The organism is Paraglaciecola chathamensis S18K6 (assembly GCA_000314955.1).
GTDB lineage: Bacteria > Pseudomonadota > Gammaproteobacteria > Enterobacterales > Alteromonadaceae > Paraglaciecola > Paraglaciecola chathamensis.
Genome location: BAEM01000040.1, coordinates 89,335 through 112,084, shown reverse-complemented (window position 1 = coordinate 112,084; position 22,750 = coordinate 89,335). Strand labels below are relative to the sequence as shown.

The window sequence follows — 22,750 nt, the reverse complement described above, 5'->3', positions numbered from 1 at the left end:
TTGGGGTTGCGAGCTAAGTAACAATTGTCCGTTACTTTTAACGCTTTCAAATTTGGAGCGGGAAACGAGATTTGTATCCGGCAACCGCGTTGTCGTGACCCCTTGGGGTTGCGAACTAAGTAACAATTATCCGTTACTCTTAACACGTTCGGATTTGGAGCGGGAAACGAGATTCGAACTCGCGACCCCAACCTTGGCAAGGTTGTGCTCTACCACTGAGCTATTCCCGCATAATGATGTTGTGCTTTGCACGTACTTCATGGTCACTGCTCAGTTCCTGAGCTATAACAAAATACATCCTGTATTTTGCCTGCTAGGCCAGCCTTTGGCTGTTCTAAATTGTTCCAGACAATTTAGTCCCGCATAATGATGTGGTGCTTTCTGAATTTGTCATGTTCAAATTTGCAGCGCTAACCGCGTTACGGCAACTGCGTTGCGGTCGACGCTCGATCGTGACCCCTTGGGGTTGCGAACTAAGTAACAATCGCCCGTTACTTTTAACGCTTTCAAATTTGGAGCGGGAAACGAGATTCGAACTCGCGACCCCAACCTTGGCAAGGTTGTGCTCTACCACTGAGCTATTCCCGCGTCAATTTATGATTTATGACAAAATCACCCGCTGTCATCGACAGCGGGTGCGCATTTTACAAAAACTGGCTGGGGACGCAAGGGTTAATTTGCATTTATATGAAATTGATTTGCTTAAGTGCTCAGTTTATCGACGTTGCGTTGAAGAAAAGCACAATTCGGGCATCCATTTAATCAGATGGTAAAGATATGTTGGCGGTAATACACCAGCTCCGCAATGGATTCACGAATGTCATCTAACGCTAAATGAACACCTTTTTTACTAAAGCCATCTAACACTTCTGGCTTCCAGCGTTTGACCAATTCTTTCAACGTGCTCACATCAATATTTCGATAGTGAAAATATTCTTCCAGTTCTGGCATGTACTTCACCATAAAACGGCGATCTTGCCCTATGGTGTTACCGCATAAAGGAGAAGCCCCTTTAGGGACGTACTTTTCAAGAAAGCGAATAGTTTCGGCCACGGCGGTTTGTTCATCTATTGTGCTTTTGCGACAACGCTCGGTCAATCCTGACTTACCATGGGTGTCTATACACCATTGGTTCATGTTGTTCAGCACCTCATCGGATTGATGAATGGCCAGTACTGGGCCTTCTGCCAAGATATTTAAGTTGGCGTCTGTGACAATAGTCGCAATCTCGAGCACCACATCTACTTCAGGATGCAATCCCGTCATTTCCATATCAATCCAAACAAGGTTTTGTGCATCCACCGCCATGGTTTCTCCTAAAATCGCGCTAAATTAAGTTGTTGAACGGAATTGCTATAATTCCGACCGAGCTAACGTTACCATAATACTAGATATTAGAAGAAAATGCAGACATTCACCTGTGGCGAAAAAACCAAAACTTACCCATAAACAACGTCGTCAAGTTTCACATAATCGTACTAAGCGATTAGCTGAACCGGCAAGCACTCCTAGCGAAGACCAACTGGCAGACCAACAATCTGGTCGTGTCATTGGCCGTTTCGGTAAACACGCAGATGTTGAAGATAAAGAAGGCAATATTCACCGCTGTCATATTCGCCGTACTGTTCTTAGCGTGGTATGTGGCGATGATGTGTTATTTCGCCCGGGCAAAGATGGCACCGAGAGCATCAGTGGCGTTATCGAAATAGTCCAAGACCGTAAATCTGTGCTCACACGCCCTGATTTTTATGATGGGGTAAAACCGGTAGCGGCGAACATAGATCAAATCATTATCGTCAGTTCGGTTATTCCCGCATTGTCGTTAAACATTATCGATCGTTATTTGGTGGCATCAGAAGATGTAGGCATTGAACCTGTTATTTTGCTTAATAAGGTTGAATTGCTCAGCGATGAAGAACGAGTTGAGGTTGAAGCGCAGCTCAAAATTTACAGCGATATTGGTTACCGTATAGTGTACACAAGCTGTAAAAAACACACAGGTATTAGCGATTTAGCCCTGTGTTTAAAAGACAAGGTCAGCGTATTTGTAGGTCAGTCTGGGGTAGGTAAATCTAGTCTAATCAATGAGTTGCTGCCTGACGCCAAAGAGATTACCAATGAAGTGTCAGATAATTCAGGCTTAGGCCAACACACCACGACAACGGCTAAGTTACTGCATTTTCCCCAAGGTGGGGATTTGATTGATTCACCTGGTGTCCGCGAGTTTGCCCTGTGGCATATGCCCATGGAACGCTTAACCTGGGGCTTTAAAGAGTTTAGAGATTACATTGGTGGCTGCAAGTTTCGTGACTGCACGCATGCAGACGACCCTGGCTGCATCATTCGCCAAGCGGCTGAAAAAGGTGAAATCAGTATGTTGCGTTACGAAAGCTACCATAAGATTTTGTCTAATTTAGACGAACAGCGCCCTGCACACAGTAAAGTGTAGGGTTAGCAAGGTCCCAAGGATGAGAAATTGCATTTGCATCGATACACACTGTCAATATTTCTCACCATTATTAACTAGCATATAGCTAGTCGTGCTTATCATCATTCCCACTCAATAAAATATTACTGTACAATCGCTGGCGGTAAAAACTTTTCGTTTTAGGATTCTCATTTTGTTCGACTCGATAAAAATTGCATTTCAATACATTACACCTAAGCATTTGATTTCTAGGATAGTTGGCAAGCTTGCGGCAGCAGAGGCCGGTGGCTTAACCACCGCATTGATAAAATTATTTATCAAGCAATATAAGGTCAACATGGCTGAAGCAGAGCGGGAAAACCCTGCTGATTACGCGTCATTTAATGAATTTTTCACCCGCCCATTAAAAGATGACGCTCGAATTATTTGCCCTAATGAGCAAGACTTAGCCATGCCTGTTGATGGCGCGATGAGCCAGTCAGGTGACATTAAACACGACAGTATTTTTCAAGCGAAAGGCCATGACTACAGTTTAACGACCTTGCTAGGCGGTAAGCCTGAGTTAGCGGCGCCATTCAAAAATGGTAAATTCGCCACTGTATATTTAGCTCCTAAAGATTATCACCGTATTCACATGCCTATGGATGGCCAATTAACTGACATGGTGTATGTACCGGGTGATTTATTTTCAGTAAATCCATTGACCGCTAGACGCGTCCCCGGATTGTTCGCCCGTAACGAGCGTGTTGTGGCAATATTTAATACCCCCAAAGGTAAGATGGCCATGGTATTGGTTGGTGCAACGATTGTGGCTAGCATTGAGACGGTTTGGGCGGGCACAGTCTCACCACCAGTAGGCAAAAATGTGGTGCACTGGCAGTACCCAAGTGAAGGTGAAGAAGCCGTTTTCCTTAAAAAAGGTGATGAATTAGGTCGCTTTAAATTAGGTTCAACCATAGTGGCTTGTTTTGAGCCTGACATGGTGGAGTTAGCAGATTATAGCGCTGGAGATGACACTCGCCTCGGTGATGTTTTCGCTACTTTGACCCAATAGTTGTGGATCCAGTTAAAAAGAGCCTGTGGTCTCTACACCTCACCGTTATTTTGCTGGGGGCGACAGCACTTTTCTCAAAAGTGATCCCCCTTTCAGCGACTGATATCACCTTCGGCCGCTCAATTGTTGCCTGCTTAGCTTTATTTACATTAGTGAAAATGAATGGCGGCAAACTCACTCTTGCGCGCAAAAAAGATTACTTTATTGGCATCGGCTTAGGGCTGTTAATGGCTGCGCATTGGGTAAGTTATTTCGCGGCTATGCAATACTCTAGTGTGTCTGTTGGCATGATCGCACTTTTCACTTTCCCTGTTATCACCGTATTAATCGAACCTTTTTTCGAAGGCATCCGCTTGGTCTGGCAAGATATTTTAAGCGCACTTGTAGTACTCATTGGCATTTTTCTGATTGTCCCTGAAGTCTCTCTACAAAATGACGTTACTTTAGGTATTTTAGTGGGTGTCACCTCAGCAGTGCTTTACGCGTTTCGCAACGTCTGCCACAGAAAATATTTTTCTCACTATAGCGGCTCGTTAGCTATGGCCTACCAAACCCTAGTGATATTTTTCTGTTTAAGCTTTTTCATTAGCCCAGATTTGTTCAATGCCAGCGGAAAAACCTACGTATACCTAGCCTTGCTTGGCACGTTTTTCACCGCTGTACCTCATGCTCTGATTGCTACGAGCTTGCAACACTTAAGAGCAAAAACCTTTTCACTCGTCGCCTGTATGCAGCCTTTGTATGGCGTTATTCTGGCCATAATCGTACTCGACGAACAACCAAACTGGCAAACTTATGTAGGTGGATTATTGGTGATATCAGCTGCTTTGTACGAAACTGTTAACACTCAAAAACTACACAAGAAATAGGCCTACCTCATGCTTGTTTTTGCTCATCGCGGTGCCAGTGCTGACGCACCAGAAAACACCTTACTCGCCATTAAAGCAGCTCTAACGCAAGGCTGTGACGGTATTGAAATTGATGTGCACCAACACGGTGACAAGCTAGTGGTTATTCATGACCACTGGCTTCATCGCACCACCAACGGCACCGGCCAGCTCAAAGACCACAGTTTCGAAGCACTACAACAGCTTAATGCAGGATCAGATGAACGCATCCCTACTCTGTGGCAAGTCATGGAATGCATTGCTGGCAGATGTTTACTCAACATTGAAATCAAGGGTGTGTCGGATGTGCAGCTAGTGCTGGACAACATTGAAAAAGCCATTCACGAGCTGAATTTCACCTTGGATCATTTCATTGTTTCTTCTTTCGATCATCACCTACTTCGTAGTATTAAAGCACATAATCCAGATTTGAAAATAGGTGCATTAACTGCAAGTAAGCCCATAGAATACGCCGCGTTTGCTCAGGCATTGAATGCCTACTCGGTCAATGCTGATATAAGTTTCGTAGACGAGGCGTTCGTACTTGATGCCAAGCAAAGAGGTCTAAAATTCTTTGTTTACACAGTTGACCAACCTGCCGACCTAGCAACCTTAGCCAGTTGGCAAGTCGATGGTGTTTTTAGCAACGGTCCTGGCAAAGCCAAAGCATTTTTAGCAAAGTAACAGTATCGGCGGTATTACTTCATTCAAGCGCCTTGACTAAGTTCTTTTAAATTTTCGCTGAGTGATTAATTATTGATTGGAATTGGTATTAACTAAGACGGATTTTAAAAAGACAGCGGCAACATTAGTCTGCTTTCAAGCCGGCTGGAACGGAACGCTTGCACTACAATTGATGCAGTGCACTTTTCGAATTGGTCAGGGCGTATATTAGTCGGTCGAGCAGCTGTTTTCTGACTCACAGCTATGACAACTTTGGCACAGTTTTAAGTTAACGATATGCGCCCCTATTATCAACAAGGCCCCAGTAGCAATCGTAAATGGCTCGTAAGTTTCACCAAACATGTCTTTGTTCCAGTAAATAATCCCGCCTAACATCAAGCTGTACAGAGGGTAAATCTGGCGGTGATAACGATAGAAACCAGACAATAGCGCCCAGAATCCTACAATCATCGACAAAGACAAAATAGTTCTTTCAAACCAGTCTTGGGCAAAGAAGCTTGCGCCAACTAAAGGCAATAAAGGGATCAGAATGGGCAAAGCAAGACAATGCACAGCACATAAACTGGAGGCCCATATGCCTAGTCTATCTAATAGTGATTTATCTTCTGTTACTTGCATTGCTGGTTAATCCTCTAAAATTCGGACGTTATAATATAACATCAATGGGAGTATGCCAAACTTTTTCAAGCCAATTTTCAATAAATATTTATATAGGCTGGGGTAAATTATTACTGCTGACCTTCACTTAATTAAAAATGAATAAATCATCACAAAAATACTCACTAGGGCGTTGCCTACTTTTCGAATACCGCCCGTAACATATAATTACGAGGGGTTAATTGTGCTGAGCAAAAAATGCCAACTTCAACCTGATAGCCTTGTTCTTGCATAAACAGAGCTCGGTCAAGCACTAGCCACAACTCCATTGCGCGGCGAAAGCAACTGCGCACCGCCTCTAAGCGGGCGAGTAACGCTCGGCGCTGTTTGCCGATAGCTAAATACTGAGTAACCTGTTCGTCTGTGGCACTAAACAGCTGATTTTTTTGCTCTGCGGCCCAGTGACAAAACGCTTCAAACCCTTGGTTCAGCTGGCTCTTTTTCACAGATGGAAGGGGAATGTAATTATCGGCGTTTAGTGTCTCTCGTAACCATGTGTCAAAACCAAGCCGATAAGTTAGCTCAAGCTCGCGTAAGTCTTGCTCTCTTGCGCCAGCAGTCGCGACTTGTTTAACCGCGAGTTTTAAATCGTCTTTGTCTATCTCAAGCCCATGTTGAATCAAGTTAGCTTGGCAGAATTGGGAAAGCCCAAGGTAGTGAGCATCTCGGGTCAGGTGGTAACAACAGGGTGAAATAACCACGTGGGGCGTTTTAACCTCACCTGCAGCTCGCAACAAAGCGGTATGTAAATCTCCGCATGCGTGTAAGGCCATTGCGCAGTTTTTGCCTGTTAAATGGGTAGCACTTTGAGCACCAAGCGCATCATCGCACACAAAATCTTGTTGCACATTCGCCTTTTGGGCAAGCGTGCTGCCTTTATCGCACAAAGCCTGTTGCCATTCTAAACTGAGTACACTGGAGGCCGTTTTAAGCGCGACCAAGCGACCTAGATGCCCCATACCGGCGCACCATTCAAGATAGTTTTCAGCCTGTTGCGCAGGCCCAAGGGCGGCAAAAAAAGCACTAATTTGCTGCCATTTTCGCCCGCCAATACCATGACTAAAATGCACCGGAACGGAGGAAAATTCAGCGCTATCTTTGTTTTCGCTAGGTGTTAAACAATCAAGCGTAAAATCATCAAGCTGAGTCAGTGCCTCTATCTGGGACACAAATGGTAAAAATTGGCCAATTCGCGCTTGGCTATCCTCAGATAAAAGGTCAGTCACAGATTGGGAATCTAGCCAATTACACAGTTCAGGGTAGTCTTCACGCCATGGCAAATCAGCTTGATTAAAAGTCGCAAATTGCCACAAGGCTTTGTGTTCAGATAACAAATGGGTTAACTGTTCAAACCTGCGGGCATAATTGAAATCGTCTCGGGCGATATTTGACATGTATTTGTATGGCTTGTTGAGTTAAAAGAAACCTTAGAAAGGGAAATTACGTATAGCGCGAAACGCCTCATTCTCCCACGAATTACCAATGGATCGAAGTATTTTCCACGCAATTGGCAGCCCGCAACTGGGTTAAATTCCTTACACCGCACAGTGCTGAATTTTATGTCTTGGCTATAACTCTTTTACGTTTTGTAATAATGTTGTGGGCAAGTGTCATATGGAATGAACCTGATGAAAATAACAAAAAGAGCCTTTATTAAAGCCAGTGCTGCAGCAGTAGCCACCCTCCCCCTTTCTCAATCGGTATTTGCAGCAAATAATACTGCCTCTTTAGCCGCAGATAAAGCAGCGACATTATCCGATATCACGACATCTAGCCGTCCTATCACAGTCAATGAACGCAAAGCGCGCATCAAAAAAGCGCAATCATTAATGGCGAAATCCAATGTGGCAGCGATGATTTTAGAGCCCGGCGCCGCAATGGAATACTTTACAGGGATTCAGTGGTGGCGTAGCGAACGTTTAACCGCTGTGGTAATCCCCAGAGAAGGCGACATTGCCGTGCTTTGCCCTTTTTTTGAAGAACCCAGTATTCGTGAATCCCTTAAGGTTGGCGACGATGTACGCGTTTGGCAGGAGCATGAAAGCCCATTTGCGTTAGTTCAGCAAATTTTGAACGATCGTAATGTAACAAAGGGGCGCTTGGCCTTCGAACATTCAGTTCGTTATTTCGTGCTCGACGGTGTTATGAGCCTAATGCATCAGATGCAACACACTTCTGCTGATCCGATTACCCAAGGTTGTCGCATGTTTAAAAGCGACCACGAAATCGCCCTTATGCATAAAGCAAATGAAATCACCCTTAGGGCATACCAATACGTGCATGCCAACCTTGCGCTCGGGATGAGCCAACAAGGCGTCAACCAACTAATGAGCAGCGCTCAGGCCCAGTTGGGTGGCAGCGGTATTTGGACTATGGCCTTGTTCAACGAAGCCAGTGCCTATCCTCACGGCAGCAAACAGGCTCAAACCATTAACAATGGCTCTGTTGTTTTAATGGATTGTGGCTGTGCGGTGCATGGTTATCAGTCTGATATCAGCCGCACATTTGTGTTTGGTGAGCCAAGTAAAAAACAGCAAAAAATTTGGCAAACAGTACGCAAGGGCCAGCAAATTGCTTTCGAAAAAGCCCAAATTGGCGTACCCGCCGGTGCAGTCGATGACGCGGTGCGTGCTTATTATCAAAGCCAAGGGTTAGGCCCCGAATACCAATTACCTGGGCTTTCCCATCGCACCGGTCACGGCATTGGTATGGAAGGTCATGAACCTGTTAACTTCGTGCATCAAGAACAAACGCTACTGCAGGCGGGCATGTGCTTTTCTGATGAACCAGGTATTTATATACCTGGGGAATTTGGGGTACGGTTAGAAGACTGCATTTACATGACCGACAAAGGCCCTCGCTGGTTCACCACACCGCCTGATAGTCTAGAATCCCCGATTGGCGCTCTAGCCGTGCTTTAAACACCCTTTTATTAAAATAAGAATCAAATTAATGAAAATCAGCATTATCAAAAACACACTATCCCATACAATCGGCAAACCCCTTGGTATGCTCACATTACTGGCTATGTCAGGGAACACATGGGCAGATGCCACCCAAGAATTTAACGATTTACTCAATAGCCACTGGCAAGAAGCACAAAAAGAAAAAATATTCTTTCGCACCGATCCAGATGCGTGGAAACCCAAAGGAAAATTAGCAGATTTCAGCCCACAGGGTTTCGAGCGCCGTGAAGCATTTAATCAGCAGATGCTTGAACAATTAGCGCAAATTGACGTTAAACAACTGAGTGCAGACGAACAAGTCAGTTACCGCTTATTCAAATATGAGCGTGAAACCGAAGCCAAAAGCTACGAGTTTCAAGATCGTTATTTCCCTATAAACTTTTTAAGCGGCTGGCACACTTATTTTGCACAGGCCCCTGCCAACATGGCATTTCTTACCCCGCAAGATTATGATCAATACTTGATAAGCCTTGAAGACTACCCACGCTTTAATCAAGAAAATATTGATTTACTCGCTCAAGGGGTCAAAACGGGCTTTGTGCAGCACTGTGAAACCTTCAAAAACTATCAGCAAACTATCACAATTCACATCGTTAAAGACCCCAAAGACAGTGCATTGTACGAACCATTTACCCGTTTTCCGGCTCAATTTACTGAAAAGCAAAAACAACGCTATGCCAGCAAAGGCGCCGAGCTTATCAAAAACGCGGTTGTGCCTGCTTATGCGCATTTCAACGATTATTTTGTAAATGACTATATGCGCCACTGCCGCCAAGAGCCGGGTATTTCTAGCGTCAAAGGGGGGGCTGACTACTATGCTTACACCGCTAACTATTACACCACTACGAACTTAACCCCGAAGCAAATTCACCAACTCGGCTTGGACGAAGTAGAACGTATTAGCAAAGAAATGAACGAGATTATTCAGCAGGTGGGCTTTAAAGGCAGCTATGCAGAGTTTTTGCAGTTTTTAGCCACAGATCCGCGCTTTTACGCCCAAGACCGCCAAGATGTAATGGAGAAAACCGCATTTATCACCCAAAAAATGTACGGTAAATTACCTAGCTTTTTCGCCACCTTGCCTCGCAATACGTTCACCATTAAAGGCTCTGCGTCACGTGGCGCGTTTTATATGCCGCCACCAGATAACCGCACGCCCGGCACATACTTTTTAACCTCTGATCCTGCCCAGCAACCACTATACAATTTAGAAGCCCTTAGCCTGCATGAGGCCGTCCCTGGGCATCATCTACAAAATGCTATTGCTATGGAGTTAGAGGTACCTGAATTTCGCCGCACCCTTAACCACTCAGCGTTTTCAGAAGGCTGGGGCTTGTACTCTGAGCGTTTAGGCAAAGAAGCCGGTTTTTATCAAGCCCCTTATTCTGACTTTGGTCGACTGGGTTACGAAATGTGGCGTGCAGTGCGCTTAGTCGTAGACACGGGCATTCATGCCTTCGGCTGGAGCCGCCAACAAGCGATTGATTATTTGGGCTCACGCACGGCACTAACTGAAAAAGCCACCGCAGATCAAATTGATCGCTATATTTCTTGGCCAGGCCAAGCGCTGTCTTACAAAATTGGCGAGCTTAAAATACGTGAACTTCGCAGCAAAGCCCAAACCAGCTTGAAAGAAAACTTCGACATACGTCAATTCCATGATGTGATTATCGGCCAAGGCTCGTTACCTATGGCCGTTCTTGAAGACAGTGTCAATCAATGGATTGAAACACAGTTAAAACACGATGAATAACAGCTAGATATGGTTTGTTACGTTTTATTGAGTATTGCCTGACAAAAATATAACAAAAGCGCGACTCACCGACTTGAGTGGACTGCGCAATACTCTACACTAAACCCTAATCGCATTAGCGTAAAAAACTTCATAGAAAGTAATAAAAATATAATCAAAACAACACCTAACCCAGGGGACAGAGCAAATGGAAAGACGCGACTTTATAAAGCTAAGTAGTGCCGGAATGGGCACGCTTATGCTACCGATATCCGGAGTGGCTATATCAGCCGATCAACTTCTCGATAAACCCATGGATGTAACGTACAAAAAGAAGCTTGCTGATATCGCATTAAACGCCGCAAAAGCAAAAGGGGCCACCTATGCTGATGCGCGCATTGGCCGTTACTTAAACCAATTTGTGACGACCCGTGAAACCCGCGTTGACAGCATAACCAATACTGAATCTGCGGGTATTGGCGTGCGTGTCATTGCTAATGGGACATGGGGGTTTGCGTCTACTTCAAACATGACGCCTGACAGCGTGGCTAAAGCTGCAGAACAAGCTGTCGCCGTCGCTATGGCAAATTCAAAGTTTCAAACCACACCTGTGCAACTCGCTCCTGTGAAAGGGGTTGGTGAAGTCAGCTGGCAAACACCTATCAAAAAGAATGCCATGGAAGTCCCCATTCAGGAAAAGGTCGATTTATTATTGTCAGTAAACGATGCCGCAATGCAAAACGGCGCGAGCTTTATCAGTTCACGTTTATTCCTAGTGAATGAGCAAAAGTATTTTGCCTCCACCGATGGCTCATACATCGATCAAGATATTCATCGCCTATGGGCTCCTTTTACCGCCACAGCTGTAGGGGAAGACGGCTTCAAACAGCGCTCTGCTTTAGGCAACCCCGTGGGTATGGGATACGAATATTTAGACGGTTTAGAAAAAGACAAAGTGCGAGTTCAAGGGGCAAACGTTGGCTACCATAACTCCTACGATATGGTAGAAGATGCCGCGGCTGCTGGTAAACAACTGCAAGCAAAATTAAAAGCAAAATCAGTAGAGCCTGGCAAATATGACCTCGTGTTAGACCCAGCTCACCTAATGCTGACCATACACGAATCCGTTGGACACCCACTTGAGCTAGACCGAGTACTGGGCTACGAAGCAAACTACGCTGGTACTAGTTTTGCCACGTTAGACAAATGGAAAAGCGGTGATTTCCAATATGGGTCAGACATAGTCAATCTATATGCAGATAAAAATCAAGCCAACACCTTAGGCAATGTGGGATACGATGACGAGGGTGTTAAAACCAAAGAATGGGACTTGATCAAAGACGGTATTTTGGTGAACTATCAAGCAACCCGAGACCAAGTACATATGCTTGGGCAAAAAGAATCTCATGGTTGCAGTTATGCACAGAGCTGGCGCGATGTGCAATTCCAGCGTATGTCGAATGTGTCACTTCGTCCAAATGAAAAAGACTTATCTGCTGATGATGTGATTAAAGATGTTGAAAAAGGCATTTATATTGCTGGTCGCGGCTCTTACTCTATCGACCAACAACGTTATAACTTCCAATTTGGTGGGCAGTTATTTTATGAAATTAAAGACGGCAAAATTGTCGACCAAATTGAAGATGTTGCATACCAATCTAACACCCAGGAATTTTGGAATAGCTGTAGTCAGTTAGCAGGTAAATCAGATTACAGAGTGGGCGGTTCGTTCTTTGATGGTAAAGGCCAGCCTTCACAAGTGAGCGCGGTTTCTCATGGTTGTCCAACCACGAGATTCGACAACATTAACGTGATTAACACAGCGCGCAACGTTTAAGCAGCTCACTAAGAAGGAAAAATATAATGACCATAATTACCGAACAACACGCCAAAGAGCTGCTGAGCAAAGTCCTTACATTCTCAAAAGCCGATGAATGCGAATGCAATTTAGAAAGCAAAGTGGGTGGCAATATTCGCTATGCCCGCAACACTGTGTCAACCTCAGGACAAGAAAGCGACCTTATGCTTATCGTGCAATCTACCTTTGGTAAGCGCACAGGCACCGCCACCATTAATGAGTTTGACGATGCTTCCCTTGAAAAAGTAGTGCGCCGCTCGGAAGAACTAGCCAAGCTCGCCCCAGAAAATGAAGAGTTTATGCCTGTATTTGGCAAACAAAAATACAGCAAAGCAAATACGTATTTTGAATCTACTGCCAATGTGACCCCAGAGGATCGCGCTCAAGCGGCCTTTGATAGTATTGAGCCATCTAAAAAGAACAAGCTCATTGCAGCGGGCTTTTTAGAAGACGCCGTAGAGATGAGCGCGATTATGAACAGCAAAGGTTTGTTCGCGTATAACACAGCTACCCAGGTGGATTTTTCGGTCACTATTCGTACCGAAGATGGTAAAGGCTCGGGCTGGGCCTCGGGTGACTACAGTGACGTAAAGCTGCTCGATACCGCTAAGTTGTCCTCTATTGCCATTCAAAAATCGAAAGGCTCTGCAGAAGCAAAAGAAATGGAGCCAGGTAAGTATACGGTTATCCTCGAGCCTGCAGCCAGTGTTGGCCTTATTCAAAATATGATGCGTGCGTTTGATCAACGTTCTGCGGACGAAGGGCGAAGTTTTTTAAGCAATAAAGTCCCCAAAGGCGAAAACGCTCCGAAAAACAAATTGGGCCAGAAGATGTTTGACGAACGTGTCCATATTTATTCTGATCCTCAGCATGCAATTGCCCCTAGCGCGCCCTTTGCTGGCAATGGTTATCCGTTGAGTAAAATCGATTGGGTAAAAGACGGTACGATTAAAAACATGCCCAACTCACCTTACTGGGCAAAACATACCAAAAGTGACTATATACCAGCCAATCGTAATTTCATTATGAGCGGTGGTGATCAGTCTCTTGAAGATATGATCAAAAACACTCGCCGGGGCGTGCTGGTCACCCGCTTGTGGTACATACGTGGCCTTGACCCGCAAACCTTGCTGTATACAGGTTTGACCCGCGACGGCACCTTTTACATTGAAAACGGCAAGATCAAATACCCGATCAAAAACTTCCGTTTCAATGAAAGCCCGATCATTATGCTCAATAATATTGAGGCGCTGGGTGAACCACAGCGGATTGAAGGCTGCATGATACCGCCTATGAAAATTCGTGACTTTACGTTTAGCAGCTTGTCTGACGCAGTATAAGTCGCTTTGTCTCAGGCTCGTACGAGCCTGAGGCCATTTTCATCATTTTAAACGTGTGCCAAACCATGAGTATGTCCCGCCGAAAATTTATTAAAAACGCATGTATAGCATTCGCTGCACAGGCGTTTTTTCGTGGTGCCAATTCATGGGCCCAGAGCAGTGATTACGATTTCTATTTTACTCGATTAAGCTACGAGTCCGGTGATTGGGAAGTCGACGAACGAATGCCTGCCAACGTGCTCAACTCGTTAATTGAATACACCAGCCTGAGGGTGGATATAAAAGAGCGCATTATTCCCCTGTCAGACCCCGCCATGTTAAACGCGCCTTTTTGTTATATGGCTGGGCACAGATTGGTGCAATTTAGCGATGCCGAGGCGCAGAACTTTAAGCAATACGTTGAAAATGGTGGCTTTGTTTTTGTAGATGATTGTAACCACGATATTGACGGAATGTTTGCCAAAACCTTTGAAGCACAAATGCGCAGCCTATTTGGGGAAGATGCCTTACAAAAGATCCCTAACGATCATCCAATATACAGTGCATTTTTTACCTTTGATGGGCCACCGCGTACTTCTATTGAACTTAATGGCTGGGGTGATGACTTGGTTCACAACTACCTGAAAGCCATCATAGTTAACGGCAAAATTGCGGTGCTATACAGCAATAAAGATTTAGGTTGCGAATGGGATTATGATTTTCGTAACAAGCGCTGGCTCAAAGAAGACAACACAAAATTCGCGGTGAATATCGTACTTTATGCCATGACCGCCTGAGCCCATATAAACAAGAACACTATGCTAATCGAGCACCAAGAATAGTCGGCCAACCAATAAGAATTAAGGTAGTAACCTCATGAGTACCACGAACAGTTTGCCCTGTGAACCACAGAGCCACGCCCTTTGTGAGCAAGATATTTTACAGCTACTTTCCAAGCTGGCCGATGTTACTGATGAACTTGGCCGAGTGATAGTTGGCCAGCGCAGCGTCGTGCAGCAATTGTTAGTCGCGATGTTAGCTGGTGGCCATTGTTTACTAGAAGGCGCACCAGGATTAGCCAAAACCTTAGTGGTCAGCTCATTAGCCAAAACCCTAGAGCTGGATTACAAGCGTATTCAATTTACACCGGATTTAATGCCAAGCGACATTATAGGCACAGAAATACTGGAAACAGACCACGACAGTGGCGAACGCTTTTTTAAATTCAAACAAGGTCCCGTTTTCACTCATATTTTATTAGCAGATGAAATAAACCGTACTCCACCAAAAACCCAAGCAGCACTACTAGAAGCCATGCAAGAGCGGACCATCAGCTATGCGGGCAATATTCACCCTTTACCAAAACCCTTTTTTGTTTTGGCTACTCAGAATCCCGTTGAGCAATCAGGCACCTATGCCCTGCCTGAAGCACAACTCGACCGCTTCTTAATGTTTGTGCGCGTGGGTTATCCAAGTGCAGAAGAAGAAATAGAGATCCTAGCCCGTACTACTGGTACCCAAAGCGTTACGTTAAAAGAAGTACTGCACACCGAAGAAATACTGACATTGCAAAGCTTAGTGCGCCAAGTGGAGATCTCATCAGAGCTACTGCAATACATCAGTCAACTCGTGCGCGATACTCGCCCAGATATTAGCGAAAATCAAAGCGTGAAAGAGTTTGTCCGTTGGGGCGCAGGGCCGCGCGCAGGCCAAGCACTAGTATTATGCGCCAAAGCCAATGCCCTGTTAAATCAACGCTTTGCTGTGACCTTAGAGGATATTCGTAGTGTGGCTCATGGCGTACTGCGCCATCGAATATTACTTAACTTTCAAGCTCAGGCGCAAAACATGGATACAGATAACGTAATTGACCATCTAATTAACCATACGCCTCTCCCTGAAAGCCCCTTGGCTTCAAACGCGTCTTCTCGTAGCGCGGGCTAAACATGCAGCAATGGATTGACCCGCTCACGCTTTCTCGTGTTAAAGACATGCCCTTAGTCGCCAAAACGGTCGCCGAAGGTGTGCTACACGGTCAGCATACCAGTGTGCAAAAAGGCTCGGGAGTTGAGTTTAGCCAATACCGTAGCTACGAGCCTGGGGATGAGCTAGGCAAAGTTGACTGGAAACTCTTTGCTCGCTCTGACAAATATTTTGTCCGCGAAGCTGAGCGGGAAAGCGATACGCAAATTTGGCTGGTGCTAGATACCAGCCTATCTATGTTGCAACAATCAGCCACCAGCAAAGCCCAAGGCGGTTGGCATAAACTAGATTACGCCCGTTATTTTTTAGCGACTATCGCTTACATTGCCCAGCAGCAAGGTGACGCTGTAGGCGTTATCGGTTTATCTGATGAGCGAATTGATTTTCTGCCTTGTGGAACCGGTCAGCAGCACTGGCACAAACTCATGCTGACGCTGAGTCAACTTACTGTGGGTAAACAATTTCCAAATAAGGCAACCCTAACGCAATCATTGGGAAATATTCACCCTCAAGGTTTGATATTTGTGCTCAGTGATTTTATGCAACGCGAAACCGAGATAGTAGACTTCATGCAGCCATTAAATTACGGCCAGAATGAAGTCGTAGCCATGCAGTTAGTTTGCGATGATGAGGTTAACTTTCCCTATAAAGGCGCGATAAGAGTCGAAAATCCAGAAACTAAAGAGCAACGTCTAGTTTCAAGTTCAGAAGTTAAAGCGCAATATTTAGCGGCATATGAGCAGCATCAAGCCACGTTGAAAAGCCGCTTGGAGCAGCAAAACATTGCGCTTTTTAGGGCCAATATTGATGAACCTTTAGATAAAAGCGTGCACGCCTACTTGACGTCCCGCTCGGGCAGAAAATAACCATGGGGGCAATGTTTAGCGCGCTAAACAATATTGTGCTTTCTCCTCTATGGTTATTGGGTATGCTCGCTGTCATTATTCCTTTAGCCATCCATTTTTTCAGTAAAAGTAAAGCGCCGCTCATTTCATTTGCTCAATACGCACTTATCCCCGCAAAGCAAAGTAGTGTGCCTAACGCGCTGCGCCTAAGTCAGTGGCTGCTGCTGTTGTTACGTATGATGATAATCGTACTTCTTAGCTTGGCGCTGGCTCAGTGTATGAAGCAGCCCTCCGATAATAGTCAAACACGGTATTTTTTAGTCAGCCAAGATTGGCTACACCATGCCAGCGAAAATGAAAAACAAAGCTTGCTAAAAACCTTCAATCAAGCTCAAGATGCAACTTCAAGCAGGTTGGTTATTCTTGGCGCTAATGCGAGCAAGAATCTGAACAATAGCCTGAGCAATAGCCCTGGCAAGAATCCGAGCAATAATTTGAACGCTAAGCTGAGCAATGAGCAGCCAGAAGCGCTGAGTGAGTACGCTATTAATGGCAACAACGAATTAACACTCGATAGGTTGGCGCAAATCACTGCAGCCAACGAAAAAACTGGACTAAACGCTCAAATCAATACAGCACGCCCACTGCCCCAAACAACAATATGGCAGCAAGTAGCTGATTTTATAGCCACTCACCCAACAGTGTCCCCTAGCCAAATACAGATTTTTACTAGCAGTGGATTTTCTCAGTTCAATAACGACAAAATAAACCTTCCTGAAACCCTAACTTGGCACATTAGCAGTGCAGAAAGTTCATCTCTTATGGGTGAAAAATCGAAGATATTGATGCTAACATCGGCGAAAAACCATGCGCAAACACAATATTTAATGGCCGCTTTTGACGCACTCGATCGCGAGTTGAACCGTGAACTATCAGTGGCTCATCTACCCGCTTCGTCACCAATGTCACTTGAGCAACTCGAGCTATACAACTGGGTATTTTATCTTGCTGATACTGGGCTCAATACACAGCAAGCGCAAACTCCGGCTCAAGTATCAGAGCAGGCAGTTGCTCAGGCTTCGGCCCTGAAAAGAATACTCAACCAATATGTACAACAAGGCGGTAATTTATTTATCACTGCGAATCAGCAGGTTGTCAGCACCGGTAAACACTCAGTATTTATTACCCAAAGCGGCCTACGCAATAATGAGATAAGCATTCGCAAGATAGGCGCGCTTGCTAAAGTGACCGAGAAGATAACCAGCAGCAAAGATGAAGCGCCCACCAGCACGCACTATCAGGTCATCTGGCAAACAAGCGATCAGCAACCCTTATTAACAAGAACAATAGCAACCTCCACCGAAGCTACCGAGACTCATGTTGCTGAGCACAAGCGTAACACGGGGCAAATTCTAGAATTTTACAGCCGGTTTGAACCTAGCTGGACAAATTGGGTATCTCAGTTGGACTTTCCATATACCTTAGTTGCACTCATGAACGAGTCCCGATATCAGCAAACGTACCAAGCAAGGGCGACTGTGCATGCAGCGCAAATAGCGCGCGGGGCACCAACAAAATCGGCCAAAGCCAATAGTAATAATCAGGCACAGCAGCAAGGTGAAAATGAGCCTGTACGAAGCCTAGTCCCGTCACTTAACCCTCAGCGCGATGACCAAACCCATTATTGGTTACTCACCCTGCTCGTTTGCGCGTTCTGTCTTGAGCGCATTGCCAGCGAATATTCCGCTAGAACCAAAGGCGCAGGGGCAACTTAATGGCGAACGATTTTCAGGGTCATACACCACCAGCCCCAAATGCCGAACAGGTACGGCAAATAAACGCCCTGCAGCAGGTAGTTTACGCCAGTAAAAGGCGCAAGCTCATCCAACACATGCTGTTCTGTTTACCCGTTTTGCTGCTGTTTATGCTGCTATTAGTGGCTGGCCTTTATCTTATCGATAGCGCTGCATTTATTTTGCAGCCCTTAGCAATTAGCACACTCTTCATTATGGGCTTGGCGCTATGTTTACTCGCGGGATTTTATCGCCCTTCTTATACAGCGATTACCCCACATAATGTCGCCAAGGATCTTAATCGGCGGTTCCCCTCACTAGAGGAAAGCTGTCAACTTGTGCTAGTAAAAGATCAGCACACCCTGAGCGTATTACAACGCCTACAGTACCAGCGCAGTGCAAAGGCACTGAATAAATTACTTGAAGATAAAAATACGCCGCTCGCTCCCCGCTTTGGGTTAAAAACACCCTTAGCGCTTAACCTCGTTACGGTCCTGCTTTGCCTCTTTGCGGCAATTTTCATATGCAATATTGCTCACAAGCCGCTAGGCGACGAGGTTGCTATTAGCAGCGCTCAGGAGACAGCCGATAACTTAGCCAGCGATGTGTTGTCGAAAATCACTGATGCGCGTGTCGCGGTTTCTCCTCCTGACTACGCCATTGGCTTTAATGGCTTTAAGCGTAATCAAACTCAGGCACTTGATATGCAGGTGCTTACGGGCAGCAAAGTAGAATGGCAATTGGTGTTTTCCAATGAACCACAGGGGCAAAATCAGCCTTATTCAATCCAAATCAACAATACACAATTACCTTTAGAACGCTCGCCAGATGGTAATCATACTGCCAGCACAGTGGTTAAGCGTGCTGCGGTGTATCAGGTATTAGATCATCAACGGCGGGTACTTGCTGTGCATAGCATCAAGGTTATCCCTGATGAATCACCGCAAATCAGCTTTATTGCCCCGCAAGCGACCATCACGGAAATAAAAAGCCAAAATGAGAACAGTAAACCCACTATTTCTACCCAAGCAGTGATCAGCGACGACTTTGCATTAAGTAAAGTGGAAATATTAGCGTCAGTCGCCAAAGGGTCCGGGGAGTCGGTTAAATTTCGCGACAGTGTTTTTGCGTTTGATACCATCAACACCGTTGATGGACAGCAGCTGTATAGCAAAGAGTGGGACCTATCCAATTTAGGCATGGAGCCAGGAGATGAGCTGTATTTTAGTGTTAAGGCTTGGGACAACCGAGAAAATCAGCCCCAATTAACACAATCTTCAACAAAAATTATCCGCTGGCTCGGTGAAGACATAGACACGGTTTTCAGTGAGGGCACCGTCATTGACAACATGCCAGCATATTTTAAAAGTCAGCGACAGATCATCATCGACACCAAAGCACTCATTGCACAACGCTCGTCATTAACCGAGCACGAGTTTAACCATACCTCCCAAGAATTAGGCGTGGCCCAAGCTGATTTAAAACATAAATACGGACAGTTTGTTGGAGATGAGGTCAGTGGTATCACCCGTACAATGGAAGATGGCGCAAGTCAGCAGCAAAATAATGAACAAAGTAATGAACGTGGTGCTGAAGAGGCGCACGAAGACCACAGCGAGCATGAAGAGCCGGCCGAAGGTAGCCACGACGCACATCAACACGAAGGTGAGCATGGCTTAATTGAGGATAAATCAGGTTATCAAAGCGTTATTGAGCAATTTGGTCATGCCCACGGTGAAACTGATGTGGCCATTTTTAAAGCCCCTGGTGGCATAGAACAAAACCCAAGAGTAATGATGAAGCGTGCGATCGCCTACATGTGGCAGGCTGAAGGCCAGTTGCGTTTAAATCGTCCACAAGACGCCCTGCCCTTTGAAGAACAAGCACTGATATGGTTAAACCGCGCTAAAAAAGCCCAGCGGATTTATGTAAAACGCTTAGGGTTTGAGCCACCGCCTGTTAGCGAGCAACGCCGGTACCAAGGTGAGTTAACAGATATCAATACTGAAGCTCAACACACGCCAAACGTCATAAACGATACAGATGTGCGCACTCTCACAAAAGCGATTGCGCTTTTAAATGCGCCCCTACGCGCAAATGCCCCATTCAACGAACAAGAGAAGGAGCTGCTATCACAAACCGAAGTACTGCTAAATAGTCTGCTAGATGAAACGCCTGAGGTCATTGAAGCTTTGGCATCTTTGGCGCAAATTCAGCGCAGCAATCGGCGTACCCCTAATCAATGTTCTTCATGTTTGCCGCGTTTAACTGGGCAACTTTGGCGATTACTGCCGTCGCCGCGATACAAAGTGCAGCAACCTGCAAAGCTCTATAACGATACTCAGCCTGCTATCAAGCATTTTGCTGAATTTAAGCAGCAACAGGAGGCGCAATGAGTTGGCAGTTAGCCCATATAGGGCCATACACCGTTAACACGCCTGCCGGCATGCCGTTAGTTTTATGTATGCTTCTAGGCGCTATACTGCTGCTCGCATGGGTATTTAGCAGCCTATTCATGCTCAAAAAAACACTAAAAGCCCCTAGTGAGAAGTCGCTGTTTAAAGGTGCTCGAGCCACTTTATTGCTCAGTATAAATACGTTGGCGTTTATCTTTTTACTTGGAGTCCTGCTTGATATTACAAGCACTAGCACCCAAACAATACGCGCTGTTTTAGTCACTAAGGGCACCACGCCTGAATTGCTGGATACGCTAAAAAACCAAGCACCGCCAAACGTTAATATAGATGCCAACACCTCTTGGTTTACTATGCTAAGTGACCTGCCCGTTGAGCACGCCAAATATTTACCCTCTGCATCTTTATTGCCTCAAACGATTGGCGATTTAAACGAGCTAATCGTGGTCGGAGACGGTCTAAGCTCAGCCCAATGGCAATCATTATTTTCCGCAGCTAAAAACTGGGGTTCTGCTAGCCAAAGTAAAATTGCCATCACCTTTGTGCCTAGTAATAAAGCGCTGGGCATAGGGGAATTAACTTGGCAAAAACAGCTAACCATTGGCGATTCTTTATCCATTCGCGGGACGCTTCAAGGTGCAGATAAGCAAGGGCAAGACGCCGCTGAGTCCTATTTATTGCAACTAATCTCTCCAAGCGGAGACGTAGAGCAGACACAGACGATTAAAGACGGCCAATCGTTTACATTAAGGGCACTCCCCAAAGTAGCTGGGCAATGGCACTATCAACTGCGATTACGAGATAAACACACCCAAGCCTTGATGGCAGAAAACGAAATTGCCCTATCGATTAGTCAAAACAGCTTACCCAACATGGCACCCAGCGACGTGTCGAACCAGTTACCGTTGAATACCCCAAGTATTGCTATTTGGCAGTCGTCCCCTTCGTTTGAAACTAAGCATATAAAACAGTGGGCCAGTGAGACAGGTAGCCCAGTCACAGTCGTCAGCCAAATAAGCCAAGATGCTTATCAGCGCCAGTACGTTAACCAGCCGAAACCCGATACAGGCACAGCGAATCAAAACGGCGATCCGTTTTATCAATCCAGCGCATTGGACAATATTGACCTGCTCTTTATCGATGGTCGCGGCTTAATTAGGTTATCTTCATCGCAGCGTGCGCGCTTACGCCAAGCGGTTGCCAATGGTCTTGGGCTGCTAGTACTGGCTGATGGCGCTTTAGTCGCTAATCAGAACGCTGCATTAACTGAAGCTTTGCACCTGCCGCTATTACGTGAGGATAAACAAGCAATAGATGCGTTTTCCATCGTTTACCCTAACGCGTCAGCACAAAGCAGCACTGATGCCACCTTGGCTGCAAGCGCAATCCGATTTGATGGAAACGAAGGCGACACGCTATTAGCCGCCCCCAACGGCCGCCCATTAGTGAAACGTCATCTCCTTGGGCTAGGGTACGTCGCGGTTACGCTATTACCTCGCACCTATGAATGGAAATTAAATCAAACGAACGGAGCCTATGAGCAATTGTGGCACTACTTAGTGCAACAAGTAGCCCGAAACACCCAAGATGATTTCTGGTTAAAAGAACAAAATAACCAGCTGACTTTTACCAACAAGCAAAGCCAAGCCTGCCTACGTACCAGCAAGCTTAGGCAAGGCGCTCATTGGGTAATAGAATACATTGATGAGCAATCAGGCGAGATAGCGCAACAACCTCTGATGTTAAACCAACGCCCTGAGCAACCTAACATTTGGTGTGCACATTACTGGCCGCCTTCACCGGGTTGGTTGCGCTTGTCGTTGAAAAATGAACAGGGGAATGTGAATGTTCAAAAAGACTCATCACTAAAAACGTCAGAAGCTTCCCTGCTAGCGCCTGAGCAATATCGCTATGTATACCCTACAACAGGTTGGCTTGCACAGCTGCAAGCGTTTAAGCATAACGCCAGTAAATCAGTGGCCGCACTGTCAAGCGCGCGCCACGTTGACTCATCTGAACTACCGATTAACAAAGGACTGTTTTTTGGCTGCTTAGTATTTCTGTTGAGCCTATTGTGGATCGTACGTCGTTTGCTTTGAGGCCAAAACAAACGACGAAGTGATGAATGAA

17 protein-coding genes and 2 tRNA genes are annotated in these 22,750 nt (G+C 45.6%); 14 read left to right on the top strand and 5 right to left on the bottom strand.

The annotated features are described in order from the left end of the window. Positions 1-155: 155 nt before the first annotated feature. The 3 genes from GCHA_RS14905 to orn form a co-directional block, all read right to left on the bottom strand. Positions 156-230 (bottom strand) — tRNA-Gly (locus tag GCHA_RS14905). A 283-nt stretch (positions 231-513) separates the two neighbouring features. After that, positions 514-588, bottom strand: a tRNA-Gly gene (locus GCHA_RS14900). A gap of 174 nt (positions 589-762) precedes the next feature. Next, the gene (orn, locus tag GCHA_RS14895) at positions 763-1,308 is read right to left on the bottom strand and encodes an oligoribonuclease (RefSeq protein WP_007989634.1); all 546 of its coding nucleotides are present in this window, start codon (positions 1,306-1,308) and stop codon (positions 763-765) included. Between the two features lie 112 nt (positions 1,309-1,420). On the opposite strand from orn, the gene rsgA reads away from it, so the two are divergent. The 4 genes from rsgA to GCHA_RS14875 all read left to right on the top strand — a co-directional run bounded on the left by rsgA (position 1,421) and on the right by GCHA_RS14875 (position 5,053). Continuing rightward, positions 1,421-2,449, top strand: a complete 1,029-nt coding sequence (gene rsgA / locus GCHA_RS14890; RefSeq protein ID WP_007989632.1) for a small ribosomal subunit biogenesis GTPase RsgA — start codon at positions 1,421-1,423, stop codon at positions 2,447-2,449. Between the two features lie 172 nt (positions 2,450-2,621). Beyond that, positions 2,622-3,482: an archaetidylserine decarboxylase gene (asd, locus tag GCHA_RS14885; protein ID WP_007989631.1), complete on the top strand. Its 861-nt coding sequence runs from the start codon at positions 2,622-2,624 to the stop codon at positions 3,480-3,482. Between the two features lie 2 nt (positions 3,483-3,484). Next, complete coding sequence (locus GCHA_RS14880; RefSeq protein ID WP_007989629.1) at positions 3,485-4,351, top strand: DMT family transporter; 867 nt, start codon at positions 3,485-3,487, stop codon at positions 4,349-4,351. Between the two features lie 9 nt (positions 4,352-4,360). After that, on the top strand, positions 4,361-5,053 hold the full coding sequence (locus tag GCHA_RS14875) for a glycerophosphodiester phosphodiesterase (RefSeq protein ID WP_007989627.1): 693 nt from the start codon (positions 4,361-4,363) through the stop codon (positions 5,051-5,053). Between the two features lie 207 nt (positions 5,054-5,260). Here GCHA_RS14875 and GCHA_RS14870 read toward each other — a convergent pair whose 3' ends face one another. Both GCHA_RS14870 and GCHA_RS14865 read right to left on the bottom strand, forming a co-directional pair. Continuing rightward, complete coding sequence (locus GCHA_RS14870) at positions 5,261-5,671, bottom strand: MerC domain-containing protein (protein ID WP_007989626.1); 411 nt, start codon at positions 5,669-5,671, stop codon at positions 5,261-5,263. A gap of 176 nt (positions 5,672-5,847) precedes the next feature. Next, positions 5,848-7,104, bottom strand: coding sequence for a methyltransferase (locus tag GCHA_RS14865; protein WP_007989624.1), 1,257 nt, complete (start codon positions 7,102-7,104; stop codon positions 5,848-5,850). Between the two features lie 234 nt (positions 7,105-7,338). Here GCHA_RS14865 and GCHA_RS14860 point away from each other — a divergent pair, with 234 nt between their 5' ends. From GCHA_RS14860 to GCHA_RS14815, 10 genes are all read left to right on the top strand, one after another. Further along, positions 7,339-8,631, top strand: coding sequence for a M24 family metallopeptidase (locus GCHA_RS14860; RefSeq protein ID WP_007989623.1), 1,293 nt, complete (start codon positions 7,339-7,341; stop codon positions 8,629-8,631). Between the two features lie 31 nt (positions 8,632-8,662). Then, positions 8,663-10,429, top strand: a complete 1,767-nt coding sequence (locus tag GCHA_RS14855) for a DUF885 domain-containing protein (RefSeq protein ID WP_007989621.1) — start codon at positions 8,663-8,665, stop codon at positions 10,427-10,429. A gap of 187 nt (positions 10,430-10,616) precedes the next feature. After that, positions 10,617-12,245, top strand: coding sequence for a TldD/PmbA family protein (locus tag GCHA_RS14850; RefSeq protein WP_007989619.1), 1,629 nt, complete (start codon positions 10,617-10,619; stop codon positions 12,243-12,245). A 26-nt stretch (positions 12,246-12,271) separates the two neighbouring features. Beyond that, positions 12,272-13,606 (top strand): TldD/PmbA family protein, encoded by a 1,335-nt coding sequence (locus tag GCHA_RS14845; protein WP_007989617.1) that lies wholly within the window; start codon positions 12,272-12,274, stop codon positions 13,604-13,606. Positions 13,607-13,671: 65 nt separating this feature from the next. Further along, on the top strand, positions 13,672-14,382 hold the full coding sequence (locus tag GCHA_RS14840) for a DUF4159 domain-containing protein (protein WP_007989615.1): 711 nt from the start codon (positions 13,672-13,674) through the stop codon (positions 14,380-14,382). 79 nt (positions 14,383-14,461) lie between these two features. Next, the gene (locus GCHA_RS14835) at positions 14,462-15,529 is read left to right on the top strand and encodes an AAA family ATPase (RefSeq protein ID WP_007989613.1); all 1,068 of its coding nucleotides are present in this window, start codon (positions 14,462-14,464) and stop codon (positions 15,527-15,529) included. Between the two features lie 2 nt (positions 15,530-15,531). Then, positions 15,532-16,434: a DUF58 domain-containing protein gene (locus GCHA_RS14830; protein ID WP_007989610.1), complete on the top strand. Its 903-nt coding sequence runs from the start codon at positions 15,532-15,534 to the stop codon at positions 16,432-16,434. A gap of 2 nt (positions 16,435-16,436) precedes the next feature. Beyond that, on the top strand, positions 16,437-18,188 hold the full coding sequence (locus tag GCHA_RS14825; RefSeq protein ID WP_007989608.1) for a BatA domain-containing protein: 1,752 nt from the start codon (positions 16,437-16,439) through the stop codon (positions 18,186-18,188). Further along, positions 18,188-20,602 carry a hypothetical protein gene (locus GCHA_RS14820; protein ID WP_007989606.1) on the top strand — a complete coding sequence of 805 codons (2,415 nt, stop codon included), beginning with the start codon at positions 18,188-18,190 and terminating at the stop codon, positions 20,600-20,602. The genes GCHA_RS14825 and GCHA_RS14820 overlap by 1 nt, the downstream gene beginning before the upstream one ends. Beyond that, positions 20,599-22,719, top strand: a complete 2,121-nt coding sequence (locus tag GCHA_RS14815) for a hypothetical protein (RefSeq protein WP_007989604.1) — start codon at positions 20,599-20,601, stop codon at positions 22,717-22,719. The genes GCHA_RS14820 and GCHA_RS14815 overlap by 4 nt, the downstream gene beginning before the upstream one ends. Positions 22,720-22,750 lie beyond the last annotated feature (31 nt).